This window comes from Streptomyces sp. NPDC031497, assembly GCF_055580905.1.
The window spans coordinates 47,173-70,005 of the sequence record NZ_JBVIKO010000041.1; the positions used below are offsets into that span (position 1 = coordinate 47,173).

The following is a 22,833-nucleotide window of genomic DNA, read 5'->3' on the forward strand; positions in this document are numbered from 1 at the left end:
GAGTGACTTTTGAGCGAACGCTCAAACCCTTGGAAGGTGACGGTACTCGCTTTTGAGCGATCGCTCAATCGAAAGGGAGAAGAAAACCCCGGCCCAGAGAAGGGCCGGGGTTGTCCTGCGCGCTGTCGGTTACCGGGCGAGGTGCCTCTCGACCGTCTCCACCTTGCTGGTGAGGCCGTCGGTCACGCTGGGGCGGATGTCCGCCTTGAGAACCAGGGAGACGCGCGGGGCACGCGCCTCGACGGCGGCGACGGCGCGCTTGACGACGTCCATGACCTCGTCCCACTCGCCCTCGATCGAGGTGAACATGGCATCGGTGCGGTTGGGCAGCCCGGACTCGCGGACCACCCGGACGGCGTCGGCGACGTACTCCCCGACGTCCTCGCCGACGCCCAGCGGCGTCACGGAGAAAGCGACGATCATGCCTTCACGGCCCCTTCCTGGCGGGCGCGGGCCGCGATGACCGCGTCCTCGGCCTCACGGCGCAGCTTGCGCTCGGCGAAGAAGCCGCCGGTCGGCAGGACGGAGAGGACGAAGTACAAGGCGGCGGTCCCCAGCGGCCACTTGGCGCGGCTCCAGGCGTCGGCCCAGAAGATCACGTACAGGATGAACAGGACACCGTGGATCGCGCCCATGACGGGCACCGCGTTGAAGTCCGTGGTCCGCTTCAGCACCGAGCAGAGGAGGAGGATCAGGAAGGAGACGGCCTCCGGGGCGGAGACCAGGCGGAGGCGGCGGATGGCGGTGGCGGTCTTGATGTCCACGAGTCACCTTCGGTGGGAGAGACGTCCACTCTTTGTGAACGCAAGCACAAACGTTCACCCATTGTGGCAAAGAAGCCTCGCGGTCCCCGCGCGGGGGTGGAGGCGGGGCCCGTTGACGGAGCCCAGCGTGCCGGCCGAGGAGGACGGGGGCGACCCGCCTCCTGGAGGGCCGGCCCTGCTTCCCGGCGGCCGGGCCTCGCTTCCCGGAGCCGGAGCCGTGACCGTTGCCGAGGCCGGAGCCGAAGCCGTGACCGTTGCCGAAGCCGCGACCGTTGCCGAGGCCGGAGCCGTGGCCGTGGCCGTTGCTGTGACGGTTGGCGTGGCCCCCTAAGGGTCGGATCCGGGATGACGTCCACCCCTGGGACCTGTTGGTGGCGTCGACCTGCGGCTACCTTCGCAGCGTGGCGATGTTTCGACTTCAAGGCAGCAAGGTGCTCGCCGTCGAGATGACCGGGGACGCCGTGAAGGCGAAGAACGGCTCGATGGTCGCGTACGACGGGCAGATGGCGTTCAAGAAACTGAGCGGCGGCGGTGAGGGGATACGGGGGATGGTGACCCGGCGGCTCACCGGCGAGCAGATGACGGTGATGGAGGTGAAGGGGCACGGGACCTGCTGGTTCGCGGACCGGGCGTCCGAGATCAACCTGGTCGGCCTCCAGGGCGACAAGCTGTACGTCGAGTCGAGCAACCTGCTCGCGACCGACGCCGGCCTGCGCACCGGCACGACCTTCACGGGCCTGCGCGGCGCCTCCCAGGGCAACGGCCTGTTCACGACCACGGTCGAGGGCCACGGCCAGGCGGCGATCATGTCGGACGGACCGGCGGTGGTGCTGCGGGTGAGCGCGCAGTACCCGCTGACCGTGGACCCGGGCGCCTACATCGCCCACCAGGGCAACCTCCGCCAGTCCTTCCAGTCGGGTGTGACATTCCGCACGCTCCTCGGGGAGGGCGGCGGCGAGGCCTTCCAGATCCGGTTCGAGGGGGACGGCTTGGTGTACGTGCAGCCGAGCGAGCGGAACACGATCGCGGGGGATGTGTGAGATGGCCCTGCGCGAGGTGAACTCCAAGATGGTCGAGGCGACCGTCATGCCCGGACAGCGGCTCTACAGCCAGCGCGGGGCGATGCTCGCCTACAAGGGCGAGGTGTCCTTCACACCCAACATCCAGGGCGGCCAGGGCGGGCTGATGTCGATGCTCGGCCGCCGGGTCGCGGGCGAGGCCACCCCGCTGATGACCGTCGAGGGCAGCGGCACGGTGTTCTTCGGGCACGGCGGCCATCACGTCCAGGTCATCACCCTTACCGGCGACACCCTCTACGTCGAGGCGGACCGGCTGCTCGCCTTCGAGGGCACGCTCCAGCAGGGCACGATGTTCATGGGCTCCCAGGGCGGCGTGATGGGCATGGTGCGCGGCCAGGTCACCGGCCAGGGCCTGTTCACCACCACCCTCAAGGGCCAAGGCGCGGTCGCCGTGATGGCTCACGGCGGCGTGTTCGAGATCCCGATCACCCCGCAGCGCCCGGTCCATGTCGACCCGCAGGCCTACGTCGCCCACCACGGCGACGTCCGCAACAAGCTGTCGACCGCGCTCGGCTGGCGGGACATGGTGGGCCGCGGCTCCGGCGAGGCGTTCCAGCTGGAGCTCAGCGGAAACGGTGTGGTGTACGTCCAGGCGTCGGAGGAGAAGCTGTGAGCGCGTACGGTGCCGCCGGGCCGGTCGTCCACGACCCCATGACCCTCTCCGTCGACGACAACGTCAACAAGTACACCTTCTGCGTGGAGCTCAAGAGCGGCCAGTGGTTCCTGCAGAAGGGGAAGATGATCGCCTACTACGGCTCGATCGACTTCAACGGCGTCGGACACGGCCGCCTGGACCGTCTGGTCCGCACTTCGTTCCATTCGCCTCTGCACGCGAGCGACTGGGTGGTGGCGGAGGGCTCGGGCAAGATGCTCCTCGCCGACCGGGCCTTCGACGTCAATTCTTACGATCTGGAAGAGGGCAACCTGACCATTCGCTCTGGCAACCTGCTCGCTTTTCAGCCAAGTCTCGCGCTCAAGCAGTCGATCGTGCCGGGTTTTCTGACCCTTATCGGAACCGGAAAGTTTGTGGCCGCGTCCAACGGTCCGGTGGTGTTCATGGAACCCCCGATCCGGGTGGACCCGCAGGCGCTCGTGGGGTGGGCCGACTGCCCCTCCCCGTGCCACCACTACGACCACGGTTACATGACCGGGGTCATGGGCGGTCTACGTGCGATGACGGGCCTCGGCGGGGCCTCCGGGGAGGAGCACCAGTTCGAGTTCGTGGGGGCCGGCACGGTGCTGCTCCAGTCGACCGAGACCCTGATGGCGGAGCAGGCGACAGGAGCGGTTCCACACGAGCCCGGAGTGCCCGGCGGAAGCGGGCCTTTCACAGGTCATTCACAGCAATCCGGCACACCGCGCCTTCCCGGACAGCTGGGGGACCTGCAACGTCGCTTCGGGCTGTGAGCGGTAGTCTGCGGAGTGTGACATCGAACGCGTGCGCGCAGTCACACCACCCTCACTAGTTCGCCTTTCAACATTTTAGGTAGACTTCATACATGGAGACCGAGACGGCCACGCGCTGGCTGACCGATGCGGAGCAGTGCGCCTGGCGCACCCACCTGGAGGTCAACAGGCTGTTGACGTACCAGCTCGAAAAGGATCTGCAACCGTTCGGCCTGACAATGAACGACTACGAGATCCTGGTGAATCTGTCCGAGTCCGAGGACTACCGGCTGCGGATGAGCGACCTCGCGGCCGCGACGCTCCAGTCCAAGAGCCGGCTCTCGCACCAGATCACCCGTATGGAGAACGCGAACCTGGTCCGCCGGGAGAACTGCGAGTCCGACCGCCGTGGGCTGTTCGCCGTCCTCACCGAGCACGGCATGGAGACGATGAAGAAGGTGGCGCCACATCATGTCGCCTCCGTGCGACGGCACTTCATCGACCTGCTGTCGCCGGAGGCACTCATAGAGCTCGACAAGGGCCTCAAGCCGATCGCCGAACACCTGCGGGGGCAGCGGGGGCGCCCGTGACGACGAACGGCAACTGAAAGCGGCGGACGAGGGTTCAGGTCTCGTCCGCCGCTTGCTGCGTGTCGGGCCGGGGGGGGCGCTTACCGGCGCTTGCAGGGTGCCGCTCCGCCCACCCGTGCCGCCTGGGGGCCCTCCCAGGCCCTTAAGAGGATGTCTCATGTGGTGACTCTTCCTGATTGACGAGCACATCACATGACCGGTGCCTGGGCTACCGTCGGCGTGGTTGCTGCGTGCCGACGAGGTGCTTGTCGACCCTGACACCGTGTCAGGCGTTGAACTCGGAGACACCATGTTCACCATCGGAGACTTCGCCCGACACGGCCGCGTTTCGGTCCGGATGCTGCGCCACTACGACGCAACCGGCCTGCTGCGGCCGGCCTATGTCGACCCCGCCACCGGCTACCGCTCCTACACGGCCGCCCAGCTCACCCGCCTCAACCGCGTCATCGCGCCCAAGGATCTCGGCCTCCCCCTCCAGCAGGTCCGGCAGATCCTGGACGAGGAGGTCAGCACTGAGGAACTGCGCGCCATGCTGCGGCTGCGGCGGGCCGAGCTGGTCACTCCGCGTGGATCGACCATACCGGCGAACTTCCCATCATCGAGGGCACGCTGATCCGCCTCCAGGTCGACCGCCTGCCCGGCGGAGGCGACCCGCTCCCGCTCTGGCTCTGGTCGTCCGCCACCGGCCTGAACAGCGAGGACGTCGACGTGCGCTGGCAGGCGTTCTTGAGACGGTTCGACCTGGAACACGCCTTCAGGCTGATGAAACAGACCCTCGGGTGGACGCGTCCGAAGCTGCGAACCCCCCAAGCCGACGAGCGCTGGACCTGGCTGATCATCACCGCGCACACCCAGGCCCGCCTTCTGTGCGAGGCCGCATCCGACCTGCGGCGGCCATGGGAGAAGCCCGCCGAGCCCGGCCGGCTCACCCCGGCCCGAGTCCGCTGCGGGTTTCGGAACCTCCGCCCGTACCTGCACTGTCCTGCCCGTGCACCGAAACCATCAACTCCAGGCCCAGGACGCCCACTCGGCTCGAAGAACCGGCGTCCCGCCATCCGCCACGATGTGGGCAAATCGGCTAGAGATCTTCAACGGTGTGGGTTACGTCGGGGCGGGACGGCTTTCGTGCATGCCGTGAGGAGCTGCCCGCTCGAGTTTTAGGCGATCCGTTCCCGCATCAGTGGCTGACTGTTCGGTCGTCTTTGTACACGATGAAGTAGTCCCTGGTGGGGAAGGTGAGCTTGAACACCATGCCGTACTTGCGTCGCAGGTTCGTGACGCTGGTGGAGGCTGGCTCACGCAGGCACCGATGGACAGGTGGATCGCTGGGGGAGCATGCAGGTAGTTCCTCGATCAGCTCACGCTTTCCGTTCTGGCGGACCTGGTCCCAGTTGAGCGTGACCGTAGCCGCGCTGAATAGTTCGTTCGGCTCACCAGTGCCTGGACCCTGCGGGTCACCTGTCTTGCCCCGGTAGTAGTCAACGACCTTGGTCGCGTAGATGAAGTCGTGGCCGAAGGGAATCGGGGAGCCGTCGGGGTCGCCTGCGGTGAGGATGCTGTCGATCGTGTCTGACACATGCTGTGGGCTGGCGCCGAAGTAGGCGTTGACGTACATCATGCAGCGGATTTTGTACCGGTCGTCCCCGTCTTGGAAGAACAACTCCTTCGCCCGACCACCCATGCATAAGTCGTCAACGGTGACCAGCCCGAGCGTGAGCGCGGTGTGGGCATCCCAGTCGATGATGGTCTTCCGGATCTCCTGCTCCACCTGCTCTCGGGCCTTGACCGCCTCGGCGCTTCCAGCGAGTTTGCGGACAGTCTTCGGGCTGGTGGCGCCGTCCTGCGAACAGGCGGATACGGCCAGCAGCGCCACGCTGCACACCATGCCCAGAATGGCTCTGGTACGACGTCGATGCCCCACCGCTGTTCGCCCCCTCCCGTGTCCATGACCACTGTGGACGGCGGGAGGGAGAGGTCGCATGAGTATGCGTACTCAGATCAAATCAGAGCTCACAAACCATAGAAGGAATGGTCACCGGAATGCTCCTACTCGTGGTTCCCACTGAGTAGGAGCGCTCATGTGGAATGCAATCTGGCGGAGGACGCTGAGCGCATGAGTGAGCCTTCTACCCTTCGGCAAGCCGCGGTCGCCGTGCTTCTCCTCATTGGCGATCTGGCGGTGATCGCTTGGTTGATCTGGACCTACGCGTGGACCGGGTGGAGGGACGGCTGGAACCCGCAGGACGTATCGACGGCGCCGGGAGTTGCATGGCGTGCAGTGTGGATCCTGGCTGCGGGAGCGGTAGTGACAGGCGTCGGCCTTCTCGCTCTACGGTGGCGCATTCCAGGAGTCACCCAATTCTTCGTCCTGGGTGTCGGCGCGGTGCTTTTCGCCTACTGGGCCGTCCGCAAGTAGCAGCGGGATCGAGCGCCCCGCAGAAATCTGCCACCTCAGCCCACCCCACGGGCGAAGGTTAAAACTCAAGCTAAGCTCGTCGTTTAACCTCGGCGCTCGCTGAGGCGGGCGAGTGATTCTGTGGGCCAGCAGAGCCACTGCAGGAATGGGCCGGTGACCACGAAGTAGTGGGCGCTGACCCAACCTCGCTCCTTGTCCAGGATTTGCGAGGCCTCATCGCGGCAGACGTAGTGGAGATAGCGGCGGCGGATCGGCGCTCCTGCTATCAGCAGCACTGGTGAGGCGACAAGGAAGGCCAGCCGGACCAGGACTTTCACGACCGTGAGCTTGGCTCTCTCCTCATAGCGCATGCGCCCAGTGTGCTGGTCCTCTGTGTCGCTCGTCAGCCTGCTCTGCGGGGTTTGGTGCCCACCTTGTGGTGGGCGGGACGGCTGTATGCCTCGCCGGTGGCGGGGACGCGTCCGTGTTGGCATCCGGTCGCAGCCACGGCGAGACATCGACGGCCAATACGAGCTAGCCGTCCGCCGCCCTCGGCAGGGGCACCCCGGTCAGGGCCCGGCGTAGCCGGGCGACGTCAATCCGTCCCTGGTTGAGTCCGCCGTACAGAGCTCCGTGACCACGGCGGTGTTCGGGCGCGAGCTCGAGATCGACCAGCGTCTGTACCGGCCCGTCCGCGCACAGCAGCGCGTCGCACAACTCGAACAAGGCGTCGCCCCGCGCGGTCAGACACGCGTACAGCTCCGACCGGAAGTGTGACACCTCCGCTTGAGCGTTCCTCGATCGGAAGCAGGGCAGGGCGGCCACGACCGGCTTGTTACTGCAAGCGGTGGAAAGGCGGTGGTGGCGGCGGCGGTATGTGCATGTGGCGTGGGTGGGATCTGCATCCTTCTAGGTGTCATTCAAGGTCAGGGACACGCGGAAGGGTGCCTGTGCAGTTCACGAAGAGGATCAAGGCAATCGGTGCGATGGCGGCGCTCGCGGTCGGACTCAGCGCCGGGAGCGCCCGCGCAGACGACGATTCACTCCTGTCGCTCCTCGGCACACCGTCGATCACCCTTGTGTGTTTCCCCTCGGGGCAGGTCGGCCAGGGCAATTCCTTCACCGGCACCCAGACCGTCAACTGCAGCCAGTCCGCGACCACCAGCTCCCCTGCAGGGAACGGCATCACCGCAGCGCGCCCAGCGCCCAGCACCCAGACCGGTCCCCTCAGCCTCGACAACCTCATCTCGCTCCGCTCCGTGACCCCGACCGTGCGGGACGTGAAGCGCCAGGTCACCGGCATCGTTACGGGGCTCTCGCCGGCGCCCGCCCACGCCGCCGGTCTCGGCAGCCTGCTCAAGTAGACGACGAAAAGGACGGTTCGGATGAAACTCGCCAGGGCACTTGCCACCGTGTGCACGACGGCCGCTGCTGCGGTCGCCCTCTCCGCCGGCGGAGCCACCGCAGACGACGAGCTGCTCTCGGCCCTCAACAACCCGGCGATCGGAGCGGCCTGCCTGCCGTCCGGGCAAGTGGGGGTCGGTAACACCGTCAACGGCACACAGAATGTCAGTTGCAGCCAGAGTGCGTCGCAGACGATCCCCACGCCTCCCGCCAACGGCGGTGTCACAGGGGCTGAGCGCGTCATGGGTTCAGCGAACGCCAACGCGAACTCTGCCTTCTTTGTAGACGTTCCTTGTCCCTCGGGAAAGATCGCCACGGGAGGCGGGTATCTCGGATCCATTAACGCAAGCATCACCGTAACGGGATCAGCCCCAGTGGGTGACCCTCCGACCTCGTGGCGGGTCTACGGCATCAACTATGGGGGATTCGCCACTGTGGTGGATGCTTATGCGGTCTGCGTTGACTCGGCCGAGTAAATTCCTCCGCTGGCATGGAGGCCCAGGTAGGTCTCCGATGCGCCGACCTACCACGCATTGCCTGAAGAAGTAGCACCGAGAAGAAGTGCAGGCCCTGCTCGCCGCCGCCGCGGCGCCCCGCCACGAGCACTGCACCCGGGTGCATCGGCCGTAGCCGGAACAGCACTTCCTTGGCCGCGTCGCGGTCGGTGGTGTCGGCCGGAGTGACCATTACGAACAGCGGCAGGCCCTCGAGGCACTGAGGGAGGCACGACTGCCCGCAGCTACGACGGGCACCGTAAGGGGCGCGGGGCTGCATCGATGTGCGGCTACCGCCGCGCGGTCGCGACCAGCCACCACCGGCCCGCAGCCGGGGGACGGCCCGCGCGCCTACGGCGGCTAGCCTTCCGTCAGCCCCGCCACCAGTTCGTCCGCCGCGCGGTACGGGTCCAGCTCTCCCGCCACGATGCGGTCCGCGAGTGCGTCGACGTGTCGGTCTCCGTGGAGGTCTCCGATGCGTGCGCGCAGCGCCGTCACCGCGATGGTCTCGACCTCGCGGGCGGCGCGGGCCAGCCGGCGTTCCGCCAGGACGCCCCGCTCCTCCATCCACGCGCGGTGCTTCTCCAGGGCCTCGACCAGCTCGTCGATGCCCTCGGCGCGGGCGGCGACCGTCCTGACGATCGGGGGCCGCCAGTCGCCGGGGCCCCGGGACTCGCCCAGGCCCAGCATGTGGTTCAGTTCACGGGCGGTGGCGTCCGCTCCGTCCCGGTCGGCCTTGTTGACCACGTACACGTCGCCGATCTCCAGGATTCCGGCCTTGGCCGCCTGGATGCCGTCGCCCATGCCGGGGGCCAGCAGGACGACGGAGGTGTCCGCCTGGGAGGCGATCTCCACCTCCGACTGGCCCACGCCGACCGTCTCGACGATGATCACGTCGCAGCCCGCCGCGTCCAGGACCCGGATGGCCTGCGGGGCCGCCCAGGCCAGGCCGCCGAGGTGGCCCCGCGTGGCCATCGAGCGGATGTAGACGCCGGGGTCCGAGGCGTGGTCGGACATCCGGACGCGGTCGCCAAGCAGGGCGCCTCCGGAGAAGGGCGAGGACGGGTCGACGGCCAGCACACCGACACGTTTGCCCTGTTTGCGGTAGGCGGTCACCAGGGCCGAGGTGGAGGTCGACTTGCCGACTCCCGGGGAGCCCGTCAGGCCGACCACATACGCGTTGCCGGTCAAGGGCGCGAGTGCCGCCATGACCTCCCTGAGCTGTGGGGACGCCCCCTCCACCAGGGAGATCAGCCGGGCCACCGCACGCGGTCGGCCCTCCCTGGCCTGGGCCACCAGTGAGGAGACGTCCTGCATCACAGCTCCGTTCGATTCCGTTCGCTCAGAGAAACAGGGAAACGCACTCAGGCCTTCGGCACCCGCACGATCAGCGCGTCACCCTGGCCGCCGCCACCGCACAGCGCCGCTGCGCCGACCCCGCCGCCGCGCCGCTTGAGCTCCAGGGCGAGGTGCAGGACGAGGCGGGCGCCGGACATGCCGATGGGGTGGCCCAGGGCGATGGCGCCGCCGTTGACGTTCACCGTTTCGGTGGACACCCCGAGGTCCTTCATTGACTGCACGGCGACCGCGGCGAAGGCCTCGTTGATCTCGATGAGGTCCAGGTCGCCGACCTCCAGGCCCTCCTTCTTCAGGGCGTGCTGGATGGCGTTGGACGGCTGGGACTGGAGGGAGTTGTCCGGGCCGGCCACGTTGCCGTGCGCGCCGATCTCGGCGAGCCACTCCAGGCCCAGCTCCTCGGCCTTGGCCTTGCTCATCACGACCACGGCCGCCGCGCCGTCCGAGATCTGCGACGAGGAGCCGGCCGTGATCGTGCCGTCCCGGGTGAACGCGGGCCGCAGCCGGCCCAGCGACTCGGCCGTGGTGTCGCCGCGGATACCCTCGTCCTTGCTGAAGACGACCGGCTCGCCCTTGCGCTGCGGGATCTCGACCGGGGTGATCTCGGCCTCGAAGACGCCGTTCTTCTGCGCGGCGGCGGCCCGCTGGTGGGACAGGGCGGCGATCTCGTCCTGCTCGGGGCGGAGGATGCCCAGGCGCGTGTTGTGCTTCTCCGTCGACTCGCCCATGGCGATGTTCTCGAAGGCGTCGGTCAGACCGTCGTACGCCATCGCGTCGAGCATCTCGATCGCGCCGTACTTGAAGCCCTCGCGGGACTTCGGGAGCAGGTGCGGGGCGTTGGTCATGGACTCCTGGCCGCCCGCGACCACGATGTCGAACTCGCCGGCGCGGATCAGCTGGTCGGCCAGGGCGATGGCGTCGAGGCCGGAGAGGCAGACCTTGTTGATGGTGAGCGCCGGGACGCTCATCGGGATGCCGGCCTTCACGGCGGCCTGCCGGGCCGGGATCTGGCCCGCGCCGGCCTGGAGCACCTGGCCCATGATCACGTACTGCACCTGGTCGCCCCCGATCCCCGCACGGTCGAGGGCGGCCTTGATCGCGAAGCCGCCGAGGTCGGCTCCGGAGAAGGACTTCAGCGAGCCCAGCAGTCGTCCCATGGGCGTCCGTGCGCCCGCGACGATCACTGAGGTGGTTCCGGCGGTTCCAGAAGTCATGAGCTGCGAATCCCCTTACCGGCTGCACTGCCGAGGAGTGAACGAGGGTTTACTTAAAATGTATTGCGTGGCACTCCGTGCCGTCATCGGGCCGTCAGTGTGATCGCTGGCACGTTGCGTAACCATCTCCGTGGCGCTGCACTGAATCCATGCTGACGCGAATCGACCACATCGGGATCGCCTGCCACGACCTCGACGCGACCGTCGAGTTCTACCGGGCGACATACGGCTTCGAGGTGTTCCACACCGAGGTCAACGAGGAGCAGGGCGTGCGGGAGGCCATGCTCAAGATCAACGAGACGTCCGACGGAGGCGCCTCCTACCTGCAGCTTCTGGAGCCGACCCGGGAGGACTCGGCGGTCGGCAAGTGGCTCGCGAAGAACGGCGAGGGGGTCCACCACATCGCCTTCGGTACGGCGGATGTGGACGGCGACGCCGCGGACATCCGTTCCAAGGGCGTACGCGTTCTGTACGAGGAGCCACGGATCGGCTCCATGGGGTCGCGGATCACCTTCCTGCACCCGAAGGATTGCCACGGAGTACTGACAGAACTGGTCACTTCGGCGGCTGTTGAGTCACCTGAGCACTGACCCTCGTACATATGGGCCGGTAGGGTTGGGGGCGGTCGCCCCTTCGTACGTTCGCAGGGCCGGGGCGGCCGCATGCCGGGGTCCGGGTTTCGGGGGACGAGCGTCGGGGCAGCAGCCCGTGCTCCGCCGTTGATCTGACACCATTCCCCGGGGGCCCCGTTCGGCGGATGGACGGAGCTCGTTCGGAGAAGGTTGCGACCAGGGGACGGATGGGACCGCGCAGTGCGGGGCTACGAGAGCCAGGAGCGAGAGCCGGCGGCTGACGTCGACCACCTCTCTCGGTTCGAGGCCGAGATGAAGCGGCTGAAGACCGAGCGGGAAAAGGCGATCCAGCATGCCGAGGACCTCGGCTACCAGGTCGAGGTGCTGCGCGCCAAGCTGCACGAGGCGCGGCGCACCATCATGTCCCGGCCCGCGTTCGAGGGCGGTGACATCGGCTATCACGCCGAGCAGCTGCTGCGGAGCGCCCAGGTGCAGGCCGACCAGATCCGCCAGGAGGCGGAGCGGGTGGCCGCGGAGGCCCGGGCGCAGACCCAGCGCATCCTCCAGGAGCACGCCGAGCAAGCCGCGCGGCTCCAGGCCGAGCTGCACCAGGAGGCGGTGACCCGCCGCCAGCAGCTGGACCAGGAGCTGGCCGAGCGCCGGCAGACCGTCGAGTCGCACGTCAACGAGAACGTGGCGTGGGCCGAGCAACTGCGGGCCCGGACGGAGTCCCAGGCCCGCCGGCTGCTCGACGAGTCGCGGGCCGAGGCCGAGCAGGCCATGGCCGCCGCCCGCGCCGAGGCCGAGCGGCTGGCCACCGAGGCCCGGCAGCGAGTCACCAGCGACGCCGAGGCGGCTCGCGCGGAGGCCGAGCAGCTGCTGCTGCGCGCCCGCCGGGACGCCGAGCGGCTGCTGAACGCCGCGTCCACGCAGGCCCAGGAGGCCACCGACCACGCGGAGCAGCTGCGCAGCTCCACCGCGACGGAGTCGGACACCGCCCGTCGGCAGGCCGGAGAGCTGAGCCGCGCAGCCGAGCAGCGCATCGCGGAGGCCGAGGAGACGCTGCGCAAGGCGCAGTCCGAGGCGGAGAAGCTGGTCGCCGAGGCCGAGGCGAGCGCCACGAAGGCCCTCTCCAGCGCGGAGGCCACCAACCAGCAGCGCACCCAGACGGCCAAGGAGCAGGTCGCCCGGCTGGTCAGCGAGGCCACCAAGGAGGCCGACGCCACCAAGGCGAGCGCCGAGCAGGTCGTCGCGGACGCCAGGGCCGAGGCCGAGAAGATCATCGCGGAGGCCTCCGAGAAGGCCCGCACCCTGACCGCCGAGGAGAGCGCCTCCCAGCTGTCCAAGGCCGCCAAGACCGCCGAGGACGTCCTCAACAGGGCGGCCGAGGAGGCCAAGCGCACCACCAAGGCCGCCGCCGAGGAGGCCGAGCGGATCCGCACCGAGGCGGAGACCGAGGCGGACCGGCTGCGCGCCGAGGCGCACGACATCGCCGAGCAGCTCAAGGGCACGGCGAAGGACGACACCAAGGAGTACCGCGCCAAGACGGTCGAGCTGCAGGAGGAGGCCCGCCGGCTGCGCGGCGAGGCCGAGCAGCTGCGTTCCGACGCGGTCGCCGAGGGCGAGTCGATCCGCGCCGAGGCCCGGCGTGAGGCCGTGCAGCAGATCGAGGAGGGGGCCAGGTCCGCCGAGGAGCTGCTCGCCAAGGCCAAGGCCGACGCGGACGAGCTGCGGCAGACCGCCACCGCGGACAGCGAGAAGGTCCGCACCGAGGCCATCGAGCGTGCGACCACGCTGCGCCGGCAGGCCGAGGAGACCCTGGAGCGCACCCGCCAGGAGGCCGACCGGCACCGCACCGAGGTCCTGGAGCAGGCCGAGGCCCTCAAGGAGGATGCCGAGCGGGCCGCGCGCGAGCTGCGCGAGGAGACCGAGCGGGGCGTGGAGGCCCGGCGCGCGGAGGCCGCCGAGGAGCTGACCCGGCTGCACACCGAGGCCGAGGAGCGGTTCGCGAACGCCGAGCAGTCGCTCACCGAGGCCCGTGAGGAGGCCGGCCGGATCCGCCGGGAGGCCGGCGAGGAGACCGACCGGCTGCGCTCCGAGGCCGCCGAACGCATCCGCACGCTCCAGCAGCAGGCCGAGACCGAGGCCGCACGGCTGCGCGACGAGGCCGCCGCAGACGCGTCCGCGTCCCGCGCGGAGGGCGAGACCATCGCCGTACGGCTGCGGTCCGAGGCCGCGGCCGAGGCGGAGCGGCTCAAGCAGGAGGCGCAGGACACCGCCGACCGGGTCCGCGCCGAGGCGCAGGCGGCGGCCGAGCGGCTGTCCACCGAGGCGTCCGAGACGCTGGCCGCCGCCCAGGAGGAGGCCGCCCGGCGGCGCCGGGAGGCCGAGGAGCTGCTCGGTTCCGCCCGCCAGGAGGCCGACCAGGAGCGCGAGCGGGCCCGCGAGCAGAGCGAGGACCTGCTGGCCCAGGCGCGCAACCGCGTCGAGGAGGCACAGGCCGAGGCGGTGCGGCTGGTCGAGGAGGCCGACCGGCGGGCCACCGAGATGGTGTCCGCCGCCGAGCAGCACGCCCAGCAGGTGCGTGACTCGGTCTCGGGGCTGCACGAGCAGGCGCAGGAGGAGATCGCCGGGCTGCGTTCGGCCGCCGAGCACGTGGCGGACCGGACCCGCCGGGAGGCCGAGGAGGAGTCGGACCGGGTCCGCGCGGACGCCTACGCCGAGCGGGAGCGGGCCAGCGAGGATGCGACCCGGATCCGCCGCGAGGCCGCGGAGGCGTCCGAGGCGGCGAAGGCGCTGGCCGAGCGGACCGTGACCGAAGCCATGGCGGAGTCGGAGCGGCTGCGTTCGGAGGCGTCCGCGTACGCCGAGCGGGTGCGCACCGAGGCCTCCGACACCACCGCGCAGGCCGAGCAGGACGCCACGCGCATGCGTGGCGAGGCCCGGGAGGACGCCAACCGCATCCGCTCGGACGCGGCGACCCAGGCGGACACCCTCATCACCGAGGCCCGCAACGAGGCCGAGCTGCTGCAGAACGAGACCATCGCCGAGGCCGACCGCGTCCGCGCGGACGCCATCGCCAAGGCGGAGAAGCTGATCGCGGACGCCTCCGGGGACGCGGAGCGGCTGCGGGCCGAGGCCGCCGAGACGGTCGGCTCCGCCCAGCTGCACGCCGAGCGGACCCGCGCCGACGCCGAGCGGCTCAAGGCGGACGCGGAGGCGGCGGTCGAGCGCATGCTCAACTCCGCGCGCGAGGAGGCCGAGCGGACCCTCGACGAGGCCCGCAAGGACGCCAACAAGCGGCGCCAGGACGTGGCCGAGCAGGTCGACACCCTCATCAACGAGACGACCGCCGAGGCCGACAAGCTGCTCACCGAGGCCCAGCAGCAGGCCCACAAGACCACCGCGGACGCCGAGGCGCAGGCCGACAGCATGGTCGGCGCGTCCCGCAAGGAGGCCGACCGGCTGGTGTCCCAGGCCACGGTCGAGGGCAACTCGCTGGTGGAGAAGGCCCGTACGGACGCGGACGAGCTGCTCGTCGGCGCCCGCCGGGACGCCACCGCCATAAGGGAGCGGGCGGAGGAGCTGCGCGACCGCATCACCAACGAGATCGAGGGGCTGCACGAGCGGGCCCGTCGCGAGGCCGCCGAGACCATGAAGTCCACCGGCGACCGCTGTGACGCACTCATCAAGGCCGCCGAGGAGCAGCTCGCCAAGGCCCAGGCCAAGGCCAAGGACCTGGTCTCGGAGGCCAACTCCGAGGCCGGCAAGGTCCGGATCGCCGCCGTCAAGAAGGCGGAGGGGCTGCTCAAGGAGGCCGAGCAGAAGAAGGCCACGCTCGTCCGGGAGGCCGAGGAACTCAAGGCCGAGGCGATCCGCGAGGCCCGGGCCACGGTCGACGCCGGCAAGCGCGAACTGGAGATCCTGGAGCGCCGCCGCGAGAACATCAACGGCGAGATCTCCCGTGTCCAGGATGTCCTGGAGGCGTTGGAATCCTTCGAGGCCCCGTCGTCCAACAAGGACGGTGGAGTCAAGGCGGGCAGTACGGTGGGTGCCCCTCGATCGGGTGGCAAGTCGTCAGAAGGCTAGAGGCCAGTGCCCGTTCTGTACTGTTCTAGTGCTTTTGACCAAACCTTTGGCAGAGGCATTGGCAAGCGTTCTCACAGCTAGCCACCCAAAAGGGGTGTCATTCTCCAGATCAAACACGTATCCGCTCGATGACACACCGCTTCGGCCCCTAGGATTCCACCTATCACCTCACCGGTCTCACTCGACAGGAACCCCATGAGCGACACTTCCCCCTACGGCTTCGAGCTTGTGCGGCGTGGGTACGACCGCGCTCAGGTGGACGAACGCATCTCCAAGCTCGTCTCCGACCGTGACAGCGCTCTCGCCCGCATCACCGCTCTGGAAAAGCGCATCGAGGAGCTCCACCTCGAGACGCAGAACGCCCAGGCTCAGGTCACCGACGCAGAGCCGTCGTACGCCGGTCTCGGCGCGCGTGTCGAGAAGATCCTCCGCCTCGCCGAGGAGGAGGCGAAGGACCTGCGCGAGGAGGCCCGCCGGGCGGCCGAGCAGCACCGTGAGCTCGCCGAGTCGGCGGCCCAGCAGGTACGCAACGACGCAGAATCGTTCGCTGCGGAGCGCAAGGCGAAGGCCGAGGACGAGGGCGTCCGGATCGTCGAGAAGGCCAAGAGCGACGCCTCGCAGCTGCGTTCCGAGGCCCAGAAGGACGCGCAGTCCAAGCGTGAGGAAGCGGACGCGCTCTTCGAGGAGACCCGCGCGAAGGCCGCGCAGGCCGCCGCCGATTTCGAGACGAACCTCGCCAAGCGGCGTGAGCAGTCCGAGCGTGACCTGGCCTCGCGGCAGCAGAAGGCCGAGAAGCGCCTCGCCGAGATCGAGCACCGCGCGGAGCAGCTGCGCCTCGAGGCGGAGAAGCTGCGCACCGACGCGGAGCGCCGGGCGCGTCAGACCGTCGAGACGGCTCAGCGTCAGGCCGAGGACATCGTCGCGGACGCGAACGCCAAGGCCGACCGGATCCGCTCGGAATCCGAGCGTGAGCTGGCCGCGCTGACCAACCGCCGCGACAGCATCAACGCCCAGCTGACCAACGTCCGCGAGATGCTGGCCACGCTGACCGGTGCGGCGGTCGCCGCCGCGAGCTCCCCGGCGGAGGACGAGCCGATCTCCCGTGGGGTTCCGGCTCAGCAGTCCCGGTAAACGCGGACGGGTAACGACCGACGTTCAAAGACCCGCATGCCCTTCGGGGGGTGCGGGCCTTTGTCGTGCGGGTGCGGGTGAGATGTGGTCGCTCGCGCAGTTCCCCGCGCCCCTGAAGGGGCGCCAGGTGCACGCCCCGGAAAGGGGCGCGGGGAACTGCGCGACCAGCCGCCACGGCGCCGCACCCGAAGACGGCGCTACCCCGGCCCGCCCCTTCCGGTGGCAGCCCCCGTGAGCCGGTCTTAGCGTGGCCGCATGATCGAGCTGGAGGGCCTGACCAAGCGTTACGGGGACAAGACCGCGGTCGACGACCTCACCTTCGCCGTGCGGCCCGGCATCGTGACCGGTTTCCTCGGACCCAACGGCGCCGGGAAGTCCACCACGATGCGGATGATCCTCGGGCTCGACCACCCCTCGGGCGGCCACGTGCGGATCGACGGCAAGCGGTACGCGCAGCTCAAGGACCCGCTGACGTACATGGGGGCGCTGCTCGACGCCAAGGCCGTGCACGGTGGGCGCAGTGCCTTCAACCATCTGCTGTGCCTCGCGCAGAGCAACGGGATTCCGAAGCGCCGGGTGGCCGAGGTGCTGGACACCGTCGGGCTCACGGCGGTGGCGCGGAAGAAGGCCAAGGGGTTCTCGCTGGGCATGGGACAGCGGCTCGGGATCGCCGGGGCCCTGCTCGGTGATCCGCGGATCCTGATGTTCGACGAGCCGGTGAACGGACTCGACCCGGAAGGGATCCACTGGATCCGAAATCTGATGAAGTCGCTGGCCGCCCAGGGCCGGACCGTGTTCGTCTCCTCCCACCTGATGAGCGAGATGGCGCTGACCGCCGATCACCTCGTCGTCATCGGGCAGGGACGGCTGCTCGCCGACACCTCCATGGCGGACTTCATCCGGACCAACTCGCGGTCGTACGTCCGGATCCGCTCCCCCCAGCGCGAGCGGCTGCTCGACGTGCTGCACGGGGCCGGGATCACCGTCGTCGAGACGGGTACCGGGGCGCTGGAGGTGGAGGGCGCGAAGGCCGAGCCGATCGGGGAGCTGGCCGCGCGGCACGGGATCGTGCTGCACGAGCTGAGCGTCCAGCAGGCCTCGCTGGAGGAGGCGTTCATGCAGTTGACGGCGGAGTCCGTGGAGTACCACGCGCACGCCGACTCGGCCCCGGTGCCGCAGGCCTGGGGTTCCGGCTGGGACAAGGGGGCGTGATGGCGGTCGTCACCCAGGTCGTACGGTCCGAGTGGACCAAGATCCGGTCCGTCTCCTCGACGGTGTGGACGCTGTCGCTGGCCGTGGTCGTCAGCGTGGCGCTCGGGATGCTGCTCTCCGCGCTGGCGAACAGCCAGTTCGGCAACATGCCAGCGCGGGAACGGATCTCCTTCGATCCGACGAACATCAGCTTCGCCGGGCTGACCCTCGGACAGCTCGCGATGATCGTGTTCGGCGTGCTGGTGGTGTCGAACGAGTACAGCACCGGCATGATCCGCACCTCGCTGGCCGCCGTACCCCGGCGCGCCACCTTCCTCTTCAGCAAGATCGCGGTGGCGACGGGCCTGGCGCTGGTCGTCGGCATGGTGACCAGCTTCGCCGCGTTCTTCCTCGGGCAGGCCATGCTCGGCTCCCACCGGGCCCACCTCGGCGACACCGGGGTGCTGCGCGCGGTCATCGGCGGCGGGCTCTACATGACGCTCATCGCGATGTTCTCCATGGGCGTGGCCGCGATGCTGCGCTCGCCGATGCTGTCGCTCGGCATCCTGATGCCGTTCTTCTTCCTGATCTCCAACATCCTCGGCAACGTCGACGCGACCAAGAAGATCGGCCGGTTCCTGCCGGACCAGGCGGGCGGCCACATCATGCAGGTGGTGCCGAGAGTCGGCGACGACGTCCCCTACGGGCCCTGGGGCGGCCTCGGGATCATGGGGTTGTGGGTGGTCGCCGCGCTCGCCGGCGGGTACGTCCTGCTGAGGAAACGGGATGCGCAGTGACCGGACCGATTCGGACCGGCTTTGCCAGCTCTTGATGGGAACCGTCAGCGCCCGGATATCCTCCTAACCCTTACGGGGGCGTCTGCCCTGCTGTCCTGATCCTTTCGATGGGTGCGGAGCATGATCGAGGCTGTCGGCCTGACCAAGCGCTACGGCGACAAGACCGCCGTGTACAACCTTTCCTTCCAGGTACGGCCCGGCGCCGTCACCGGCTTCCTGGGACCCAACGGCTCGGGCAAGTCGACGACCATGCGGATGATCCTGGGTCTGGACAACCCGACCGCGGGCGCGGTGACGATCGGCGGCTACCCCTACCGCAGGCTGCCCAACGCCGCCCGCAAGGTCGGCGCGCTGCTCGACGCCAAGGCGGTGCACGGCGGCCGGTCCGCCCGCAACCACCTGCTCTCCCTGGCCCAGCTCTCCGCCATCCCGGCCCGCCGGGTCGACGAGGTGCTCGGTGTGGTCGGCCTCCAGGACGTGGCCGGAAAGCGCTCCAAGGGCTTCTCGCTCGGTATGGGCCAGCGTCTCGGCATCGCCGCCGCGCTGCTCGGCGACCCCCAGGTGCTGCTCTTCGACGAGCCGGTCAACGGCCTCGACCCCGAGGGCATCCTCTGGGTGCGCAACCTGATGAAGTCCCTCGCCGCCGAGGGCCGTACCGTCTTCGTCTCCTCCCACCTGATGAGTGAGATGGCGCTGACCGCCGACCACCTCATCGTCATCGGGCGCGGCCAGCTGCTCGCCGACATGAGTGTGACGGACTTCATTTCGGCCAACTCCGCCGACTTCGCGCGGGTGCGCACCCCTGACACCGAGCCGCAGCTGCGCGAGAAGCTCAGCTCGGCGCTGACCGAGGCCGGCGGCCATGTCCTGCCCGAGCAGGACGGGGCGCTCCGGGTGACCGGCCTGCCGCTGCCGCAGATCAGCGACCTCGCGCACGAGGCGGACGTACGGCTGTGGGAGCTCTCGCCGCACCAGGCCTCGCTCGAGGAGGCGTACATGCGCATGACGCAGGGCGCCGTGGACTACCGCTCCACCGTCGACCAGAAGGCCGGCTTCCAGCAGCCGCTGCCGCCCGGCGCGCAGCCGCCGATGCCGGTCCCCGGGCAGGGCCAGCCGGGCTGGTACGCCCCGCCGCCGCCCCAGCAGGGCGGCCAGCCGTTCGCGGGGCCGTACGGCGCGCAGGGGGCGCCCGCAGGCGCGTACGGCGCCCCGCAGGCCCCCTACGGGCCTCCCCAGGCCGCTCCCCACCCCAACCCCAACCCTTACGCCGCACCGGCCCCGGCGACCGCCCCGGCGACCGCTGGATCGTCCCAGCCGGCTCCCGCGCCCGCCCCCGCCCCCGCCCCCGCCCCCGCCGACCTGACCAAGCCCGAGGACGCCCGATGAGCACCCACCAGCCCCCGATGCCGCAGGCAGCTCCGGCCGCGCCCGACTGGCAGGCGGCGCCCGGCGGTCCGTACCCCGGTTACACCTCGCCGATCCCGGTGGTACGCACCCACCTCGGGCACGCCATCGCCTCGGAGTGGACGAAGATCCGCTCGGTGCGCTCGACGATCTGGACGCTCGGTGTCTTCGTTCTCCTCGTCGTCGGCATCGGCCTGCTGGCCGGCGCGGTGGTCAGCAGCTCCTCCTCGTCGGACGACCTGTCCGGCGAGAACGCGCTGTCGCTCGGCTTCTTCGGCCTGCTCCTCGGCAGCATGTGCATCATCACGCTGGGCGTGCTGACCACGGCCTCCGAGTACGGCACCGGAATGATCCGTACGACGATGGTGGCCTGCCCCTCCCGCGCGCGGGTGCTCGCGGCGAAGGCGATCGTCTTCTTCGTGGTCGCGTTCGTGTTCACCCTCGCGACCAGCGCGTTCGTGGCCATGACGCAGGTGTCGATGCTGAGCGACGTGGCCCGGACGCCGACCGGCGGGGAATGGCTGAAGGGCACCTTCGGCGTCAGCCTCTACATCGCGCTGCTCGGGCTGCTCTCGCTGATCATCGGCTCGATCATCCGGCACTCGGCGGGCGCCATCACCATCATGATCGGCGCGGTGCTCGCCCCGCTGGTGATCGCGCTGTTCATGTTCTCGCAGTCGCTGGAGAAGGTGCGCACGGCCCTGTTCGAGTACTCGATCCCGAACCAGCTGAGCGTCTTCTACTCCAACTCCCTCAGCGATTCCGGCCCTTCGGGCTGGGACCCGCTGTGGATCATCCTGCTCGTGACGGCCGTCGCGTTCGCCGGCGCCTACGCGCTGCTGGAGAAGCGGGACGTGTGAGTTCTCACTAGAACCTCGGCGCGTTACGGGACCGCTGCACCCGCGTGGTGCGGCGGTCCTTCGCGTTCCAGCAGGCCTTGTGCCAGTGCCGGCGCTCGTCGACGCCCGAGTGCTCCGGCCAGGCCACGACATGCGGGACACCGGAGGGAATCACCTGGTCGCACCCCGGGCACCGGTATGTCTTGCCGACCGCGCTGGCGCCCGCGACATGGCGCACGCTCCACTCCTCGCCCTGCCAGCTCTCGCTGGACTGCCAGCCCCCGTACCGGTCCGCGTGGTCGTCCTCGGCGCTCCGGCCGGAGGAAGTGGCTCCACTCGGGCCCTTGGGTCGGTTGCGACGCGGGGACACGGGACACCTCTCGGGGCTATACAGGAAGCAAGGGCTGTGTCCAGCCTACGACGCGCGCGCGGGGGTACGCGTAGGGCACCAACCCGTACAAGTCCCCCTCCAGGGCGACCCATTCTCCAGACAATCCGCAAATCTCTTCGCCAGGCCGTGTCCTCGGCACGTGTCAGACGGTTATGCCGGGTGGGGGAGCTCCGGGTAGGAGCCAGGAAAGCAGGAAATTGCGATGCGCGTAGGAAGTTTTGTGCTGGCCGCCCAGTTCCCTGGCCAGGGCCAGGGGGAGGCGCTGCACCGGGCGGTGCGCACGGCGGAGGTGGCCGAGGAGGCCGGCCTGGACGCGGTCTGGCTGGCCGAGCACCACTTCGTGCCGTACGGCACGTGTCCGTCCGCGGTCACGCTGGCGGCTTTACTGCTGGGCCGCACCAGGCGTCTCGGGGTCGGCACGGCGGTGAGTGTGCTGCCCACGGTCCACCCGGTGGCGCTCGGCGAGCAGGCCGCACTGCTCCACGTGACGAGCGGTGGCCGCTTCACGCTCGGCGTGGGGCGGGGCGGCCCCTGGGTGGATCTGGAGGTGTTCGGGAGCGGACTCGAGGCGTACGAACACGGCTTCCCGGAATCACTCGAACTGCTGATGCGCTGGCTGCGCGAACCGGCCGTGTCGGCCTCCGGCCCGCGCTTCTCGTTCCGTGAAGTCCCGGTCGTACCACGCCCGTCGGAGGCGCTGACGGAGGCGCCGGGGCCGGAGGTGGTGGTCGCGTGCACCTCTCCGGCGAGCGTCCGGCTGGCCGCCGAGCGGGGGCTGGCGATGCTGCTCGGGATGCACGTCGGGGACGAGGAGAAGGCCGAGATGGTCGCGCTGTGGCGGCAGCACGCGCGGGCGGCCGGAAGGCCGGCCGAGGAGATCCTCGGCGCGGCCCATGTCTCCGCCGGCGTCTGCCAGATCGCCGACCGGCGCACCGACGCCGTGGAGACGCTGACGAAGGCGATGCCGGGGTGGCTGAAGCAGGGCCTGGAGGCCCACACGACGGTGGACGGCCGGTCCCGCTCGATGCGCGACCCGCTCGCCTACACCGAACTGCTCTGCGGACTGCACCCGGTGGGGACCCCGCGGCTGTGTGCCGACCGGCTCGCGGCGACCTCCGAGCGGACCGGCATCTCCCGATTCGCCCTGCTGACCGAGGGCTCGGGGGACCTTGCGGCCACGGAGGAGAACGTACGACGGCTGGGTGCCGAGGTACTGCCGCACCTCCGGTGACCTCACACCTCCGCGGGGAGCTTGCCGCCCCAGTGACTGATTGCACCTCCCGCGTGTGGAGCGGCAAGCAAGCGGCTCACTGCGTCAGCAGTACCGGAGCTCCGCGTCAGCAGTCCCGGAGCTCCGGGGACTGGTTCAGCAGCTGACTGCGCACCGAGGTGAAGCGGGCCAGCCTGGCGTCTACCGAGACGTCCAGCGGGAACACCGCGACACGGTGGCAGTTCTGGAAGGCGAGCCGCACACCGAAGTGCCGCTGCAGGGCGCCGCGTATGGCGTCACTCGCGAGCGCACGCAGCAGCTGACCGCGTGCCTGCTCGTCCGGCGGGGGCGTCTGGTTGTCGGCGAACTCTCCGCCGTCCACCTTCAGCTGGGCCACCAGGGAGCTGATCATCTCCCATGCGTAGGGCAGGGAGGTCCGGACGCAGTCGACGAAATCTGCTTCATCGACCTCGCCTCGCTCGGCCTGTTCGAGTAGGGCCGGTGAGACGTCGAGCGACATGGGTTCT

General features: G+C 69.5%; 22 protein-coding genes and 4 pseudogenes. 16 read left to right on the top strand and 10 right to left on the bottom strand.

The window, feature by feature from the left end:
• Positions 1-129 precede the first annotated feature (129 nt).
• Both ACZ5K7_RS45445 and ACZ5K7_RS45450 read right to left on the bottom strand, forming a co-directional pair.
• Positions 130-423 (bottom strand): MTH1187 family thiamine-binding protein, encoded by a 294-nt coding sequence (locus tag ACZ5K7_RS45445; RefSeq protein WP_351710559.1) that lies wholly within the window; start codon positions 421-423, stop codon positions 130-132.
• Positions 420-764, bottom strand: coding sequence for a DUF3817 domain-containing protein (locus ACZ5K7_RS45450; protein WP_351710557.1), 345 nt, complete (start codon positions 762-764; stop codon positions 420-422). Before ACZ5K7_RS45450 ends, ACZ5K7_RS45445 begins: the two co-directional genes overlap by 4 nt.
• Before the next feature lie 407 nt (positions 765-1,171).
• Here ACZ5K7_RS45450 and ACZ5K7_RS45455 point away from each other — a divergent pair, with 407 nt between their 5' ends.
• The 6 genes and pseudogenes from ACZ5K7_RS45455 to ACZ5K7_RS45480 all read left to right on the top strand — a co-directional run.
• Entirely contained in the window at positions 1,172-1,804 is a 633-nt protein-coding gene (locus ACZ5K7_RS45455) for an AIM24 family protein (RefSeq protein WP_351710635.1), read from the top strand.
• Between the two features lies 1 nt (position 1,805).
• A complete protein-coding gene (locus ACZ5K7_RS45460) occupies positions 1,806-2,456 on the top strand; it encodes an AIM24 family protein (RefSeq protein WP_351710633.1) in 651 nt (216 codons plus the stop codon).
• Entirely contained in the window at positions 2,453-3,250 is a 798-nt protein-coding gene (locus ACZ5K7_RS45465; protein WP_468923938.1) for an AIM24 family protein, read from the top strand. The genes ACZ5K7_RS45460 and ACZ5K7_RS45465 overlap by 4 nt, the downstream gene beginning before the upstream one ends.
• A gap of 92 nt (positions 3,251-3,342) precedes the next feature.
• Positions 3,343-3,819, top strand: a complete 477-nt coding sequence (locus ACZ5K7_RS45470) for a MarR family winged helix-turn-helix transcriptional regulator (protein WP_351710553.1) — start codon at positions 3,343-3,345, stop codon at positions 3,817-3,819.
• A 289-nt stretch (positions 3,820-4,108) separates the two neighbouring features.
• Positions 4,109-4,375, top strand: a pseudogene (locus ACZ5K7_RS45475) (MerR family transcriptional regulator); the annotation flags it as partial.
• A gap of 5 nt (positions 4,376-4,380) precedes the next feature.
• A pseudogene (locus ACZ5K7_RS45480) lies at positions 4,381-4,980 on the top strand (hypothetical protein); the annotation flags it as partial.
• A 16-nt stretch (positions 4,981-4,996) separates the two neighbouring features.
• Here the strand turns inward: ACZ5K7_RS45480 and ACZ5K7_RS45485 are convergent.
• The 3 genes and pseudogenes from ACZ5K7_RS45485 to ACZ5K7_RS45495 all read right to left on the bottom strand — a co-directional run.
• The gene (locus ACZ5K7_RS45485) at positions 4,997-5,692 is read right to left on the bottom strand and encodes a hypothetical protein (RefSeq protein ID WP_468923941.1); all 696 of its coding nucleotides are present in this window, start codon (positions 5,690-5,692) and stop codon (positions 4,997-4,999) included.
• Positions 5,693-6,318: 626 nt separating this feature from the next.
• On the bottom strand, positions 6,319-6,585 hold the full coding sequence (locus ACZ5K7_RS45490) for a hypothetical protein (protein ID WP_468923944.1): 267 nt from the start codon (positions 6,583-6,585) through the stop codon (positions 6,319-6,321).
• A gap of 166 nt (positions 6,586-6,751) precedes the next feature.
• A pseudogene (locus ACZ5K7_RS45495) lies at positions 6,752-7,030 on the bottom strand (transposase); the annotation flags it as partial.
• Positions 7,031-7,164: 134 nt separating this feature from the next.
• Here ACZ5K7_RS45495 and ACZ5K7_RS45500 point away from each other — a divergent pair.
• Complete coding sequence (locus tag ACZ5K7_RS45500) at positions 7,165-7,578, top strand: hypothetical protein (RefSeq protein WP_468923947.1); 414 nt, start codon at positions 7,165-7,167, stop codon at positions 7,576-7,578.
• Between the two features lie 21 nt (positions 7,579-7,599).
• On the top strand, positions 7,600-8,094 hold the full coding sequence (locus ACZ5K7_RS45505) for a hypothetical protein (RefSeq protein WP_468923987.1): 495 nt from the start codon (positions 7,600-7,602) through the stop codon (positions 8,092-8,094).
• A 121-nt stretch (positions 8,095-8,215) separates the two neighbouring features.
• On the opposite strand, the pseudogene ACZ5K7_RS45510 reads toward ACZ5K7_RS45505, so the two are convergent.
• From ACZ5K7_RS45510 to ACZ5K7_RS45520, 3 genes and pseudogenes are all read right to left on the bottom strand, one after another.
• Positions 8,216-8,326 (bottom strand): annotated as a pseudogene (locus tag ACZ5K7_RS45510) (IS5-like element IS4811 family transposase); the annotation flags it as partial.
• Positions 8,327-8,472: 146 nt separating this feature from the next.
• Positions 8,473-9,429, bottom strand: a complete 957-nt coding sequence (gene meaB, locus ACZ5K7_RS45515) for a methylmalonyl Co-A mutase-associated GTPase MeaB (RefSeq protein ID WP_351710543.1) — start codon at positions 9,427-9,429, stop codon at positions 8,473-8,475.
• 47 nt (positions 9,430-9,476) lie between these two features.
• Positions 9,477-10,682: an acetyl-CoA C-acetyltransferase gene (locus tag ACZ5K7_RS45520; protein ID WP_351710541.1), complete on the bottom strand. Its 1,206-nt coding sequence runs from the start codon at positions 10,680-10,682 to the stop codon at positions 9,477-9,479.
• A 149-nt stretch (positions 10,683-10,831) separates the two neighbouring features.
• Here ACZ5K7_RS45520 and mce point away from each other — a divergent pair, with 149 nt between their 5' ends.
• From mce to ACZ5K7_RS45555, 7 genes are all read left to right on the top strand, one after another.
• Positions 10,832-11,272, top strand: coding sequence for a methylmalonyl-CoA epimerase (gene mce / locus ACZ5K7_RS45525; RefSeq protein ID WP_093499037.1), 441 nt, complete (start codon positions 10,832-10,834; stop codon positions 11,270-11,272).
• A gap of 222 nt (positions 11,273-11,494) precedes the next feature.
• On the top strand, positions 11,495-15,343 hold the full coding sequence (gene scy / locus ACZ5K7_RS45530) for a polarized growth protein Scy (RefSeq protein WP_468923951.1): 3,849 nt from the start codon (positions 11,495-11,497) through the stop codon (positions 15,341-15,343).
• A 195-nt stretch (positions 15,344-15,538) separates the two neighbouring features.
• Entirely contained in the window at positions 15,539-16,474 is a 936-nt protein-coding gene (locus ACZ5K7_RS45535) for a coiled-coil domain-containing protein (protein WP_089098739.1), read from the top strand.
• 255 nt (positions 16,475-16,729) lie between these two features.
• Entirely contained in the window at positions 16,730-17,686 is a 957-nt protein-coding gene (locus ACZ5K7_RS45540) for an ABC transporter ATP-binding protein (RefSeq protein WP_351710536.1), read from the top strand.
• Positions 17,686-18,462, top strand: a complete 777-nt coding sequence (locus ACZ5K7_RS45545) for an ABC transporter permease (RefSeq protein WP_468923956.1) — start codon at positions 17,686-17,688, stop codon at positions 18,460-18,462. Before ACZ5K7_RS45540 ends, ACZ5K7_RS45545 begins: the two co-directional genes overlap by 1 nt.
• Before the next feature lie 120 nt (positions 18,463-18,582).
• Positions 18,583-19,848 carry an ABC transporter ATP-binding protein gene (locus tag ACZ5K7_RS45550; RefSeq protein WP_468923959.1) on the top strand — a complete coding sequence of 422 codons (1,266 nt, stop codon included), beginning with the start codon at positions 18,583-18,585 and terminating at the stop codon, positions 19,846-19,848.
• The gene (locus ACZ5K7_RS45555) at positions 19,845-20,726 is read left to right on the top strand and encodes an ABC transporter permease (protein ID WP_468923962.1); all 882 of its coding nucleotides are present in this window, start codon (positions 19,845-19,847) and stop codon (positions 20,724-20,726) included. The genes ACZ5K7_RS45550 and ACZ5K7_RS45555 overlap by 4 nt, the downstream gene beginning before the upstream one ends.
• 7 nt (positions 20,727-20,733) lie before the next feature.
• On the opposite strand, the gene ACZ5K7_RS45560 is transcribed toward ACZ5K7_RS45555, so the two are convergent.
• The gene (locus ACZ5K7_RS45560; RefSeq protein ID WP_351710528.1) at positions 20,734-21,075 is read right to left on the bottom strand and encodes an ATP/GTP-binding protein; all 342 of its coding nucleotides are present in this window, start codon (positions 21,073-21,075) and stop codon (positions 20,734-20,736) included.
• Positions 21,076-21,298: 223 nt separating this feature from the next.
• Between ACZ5K7_RS45560 and ACZ5K7_RS45565 the strand changes: the two genes are divergently transcribed.
• Positions 21,299-22,327, top strand: a complete 1,029-nt coding sequence (locus ACZ5K7_RS45565) for an LLM class flavin-dependent oxidoreductase (RefSeq protein ID WP_351710526.1) — start codon at positions 21,299-21,301, stop codon at positions 22,325-22,327.
• Between the two features lie 106 nt (positions 22,328-22,433).
• Here ACZ5K7_RS45565 and ACZ5K7_RS45570 read toward each other — a convergent pair whose 3' ends face one another.
• Positions 22,434-22,826, bottom strand: a complete 393-nt coding sequence (locus ACZ5K7_RS45570) for an SCO5389 family protein (RefSeq protein ID WP_351710524.1) — start codon at positions 22,824-22,826, stop codon at positions 22,434-22,436.
• Positions 22,827-22,833: the final 7 nt, after the last annotated feature.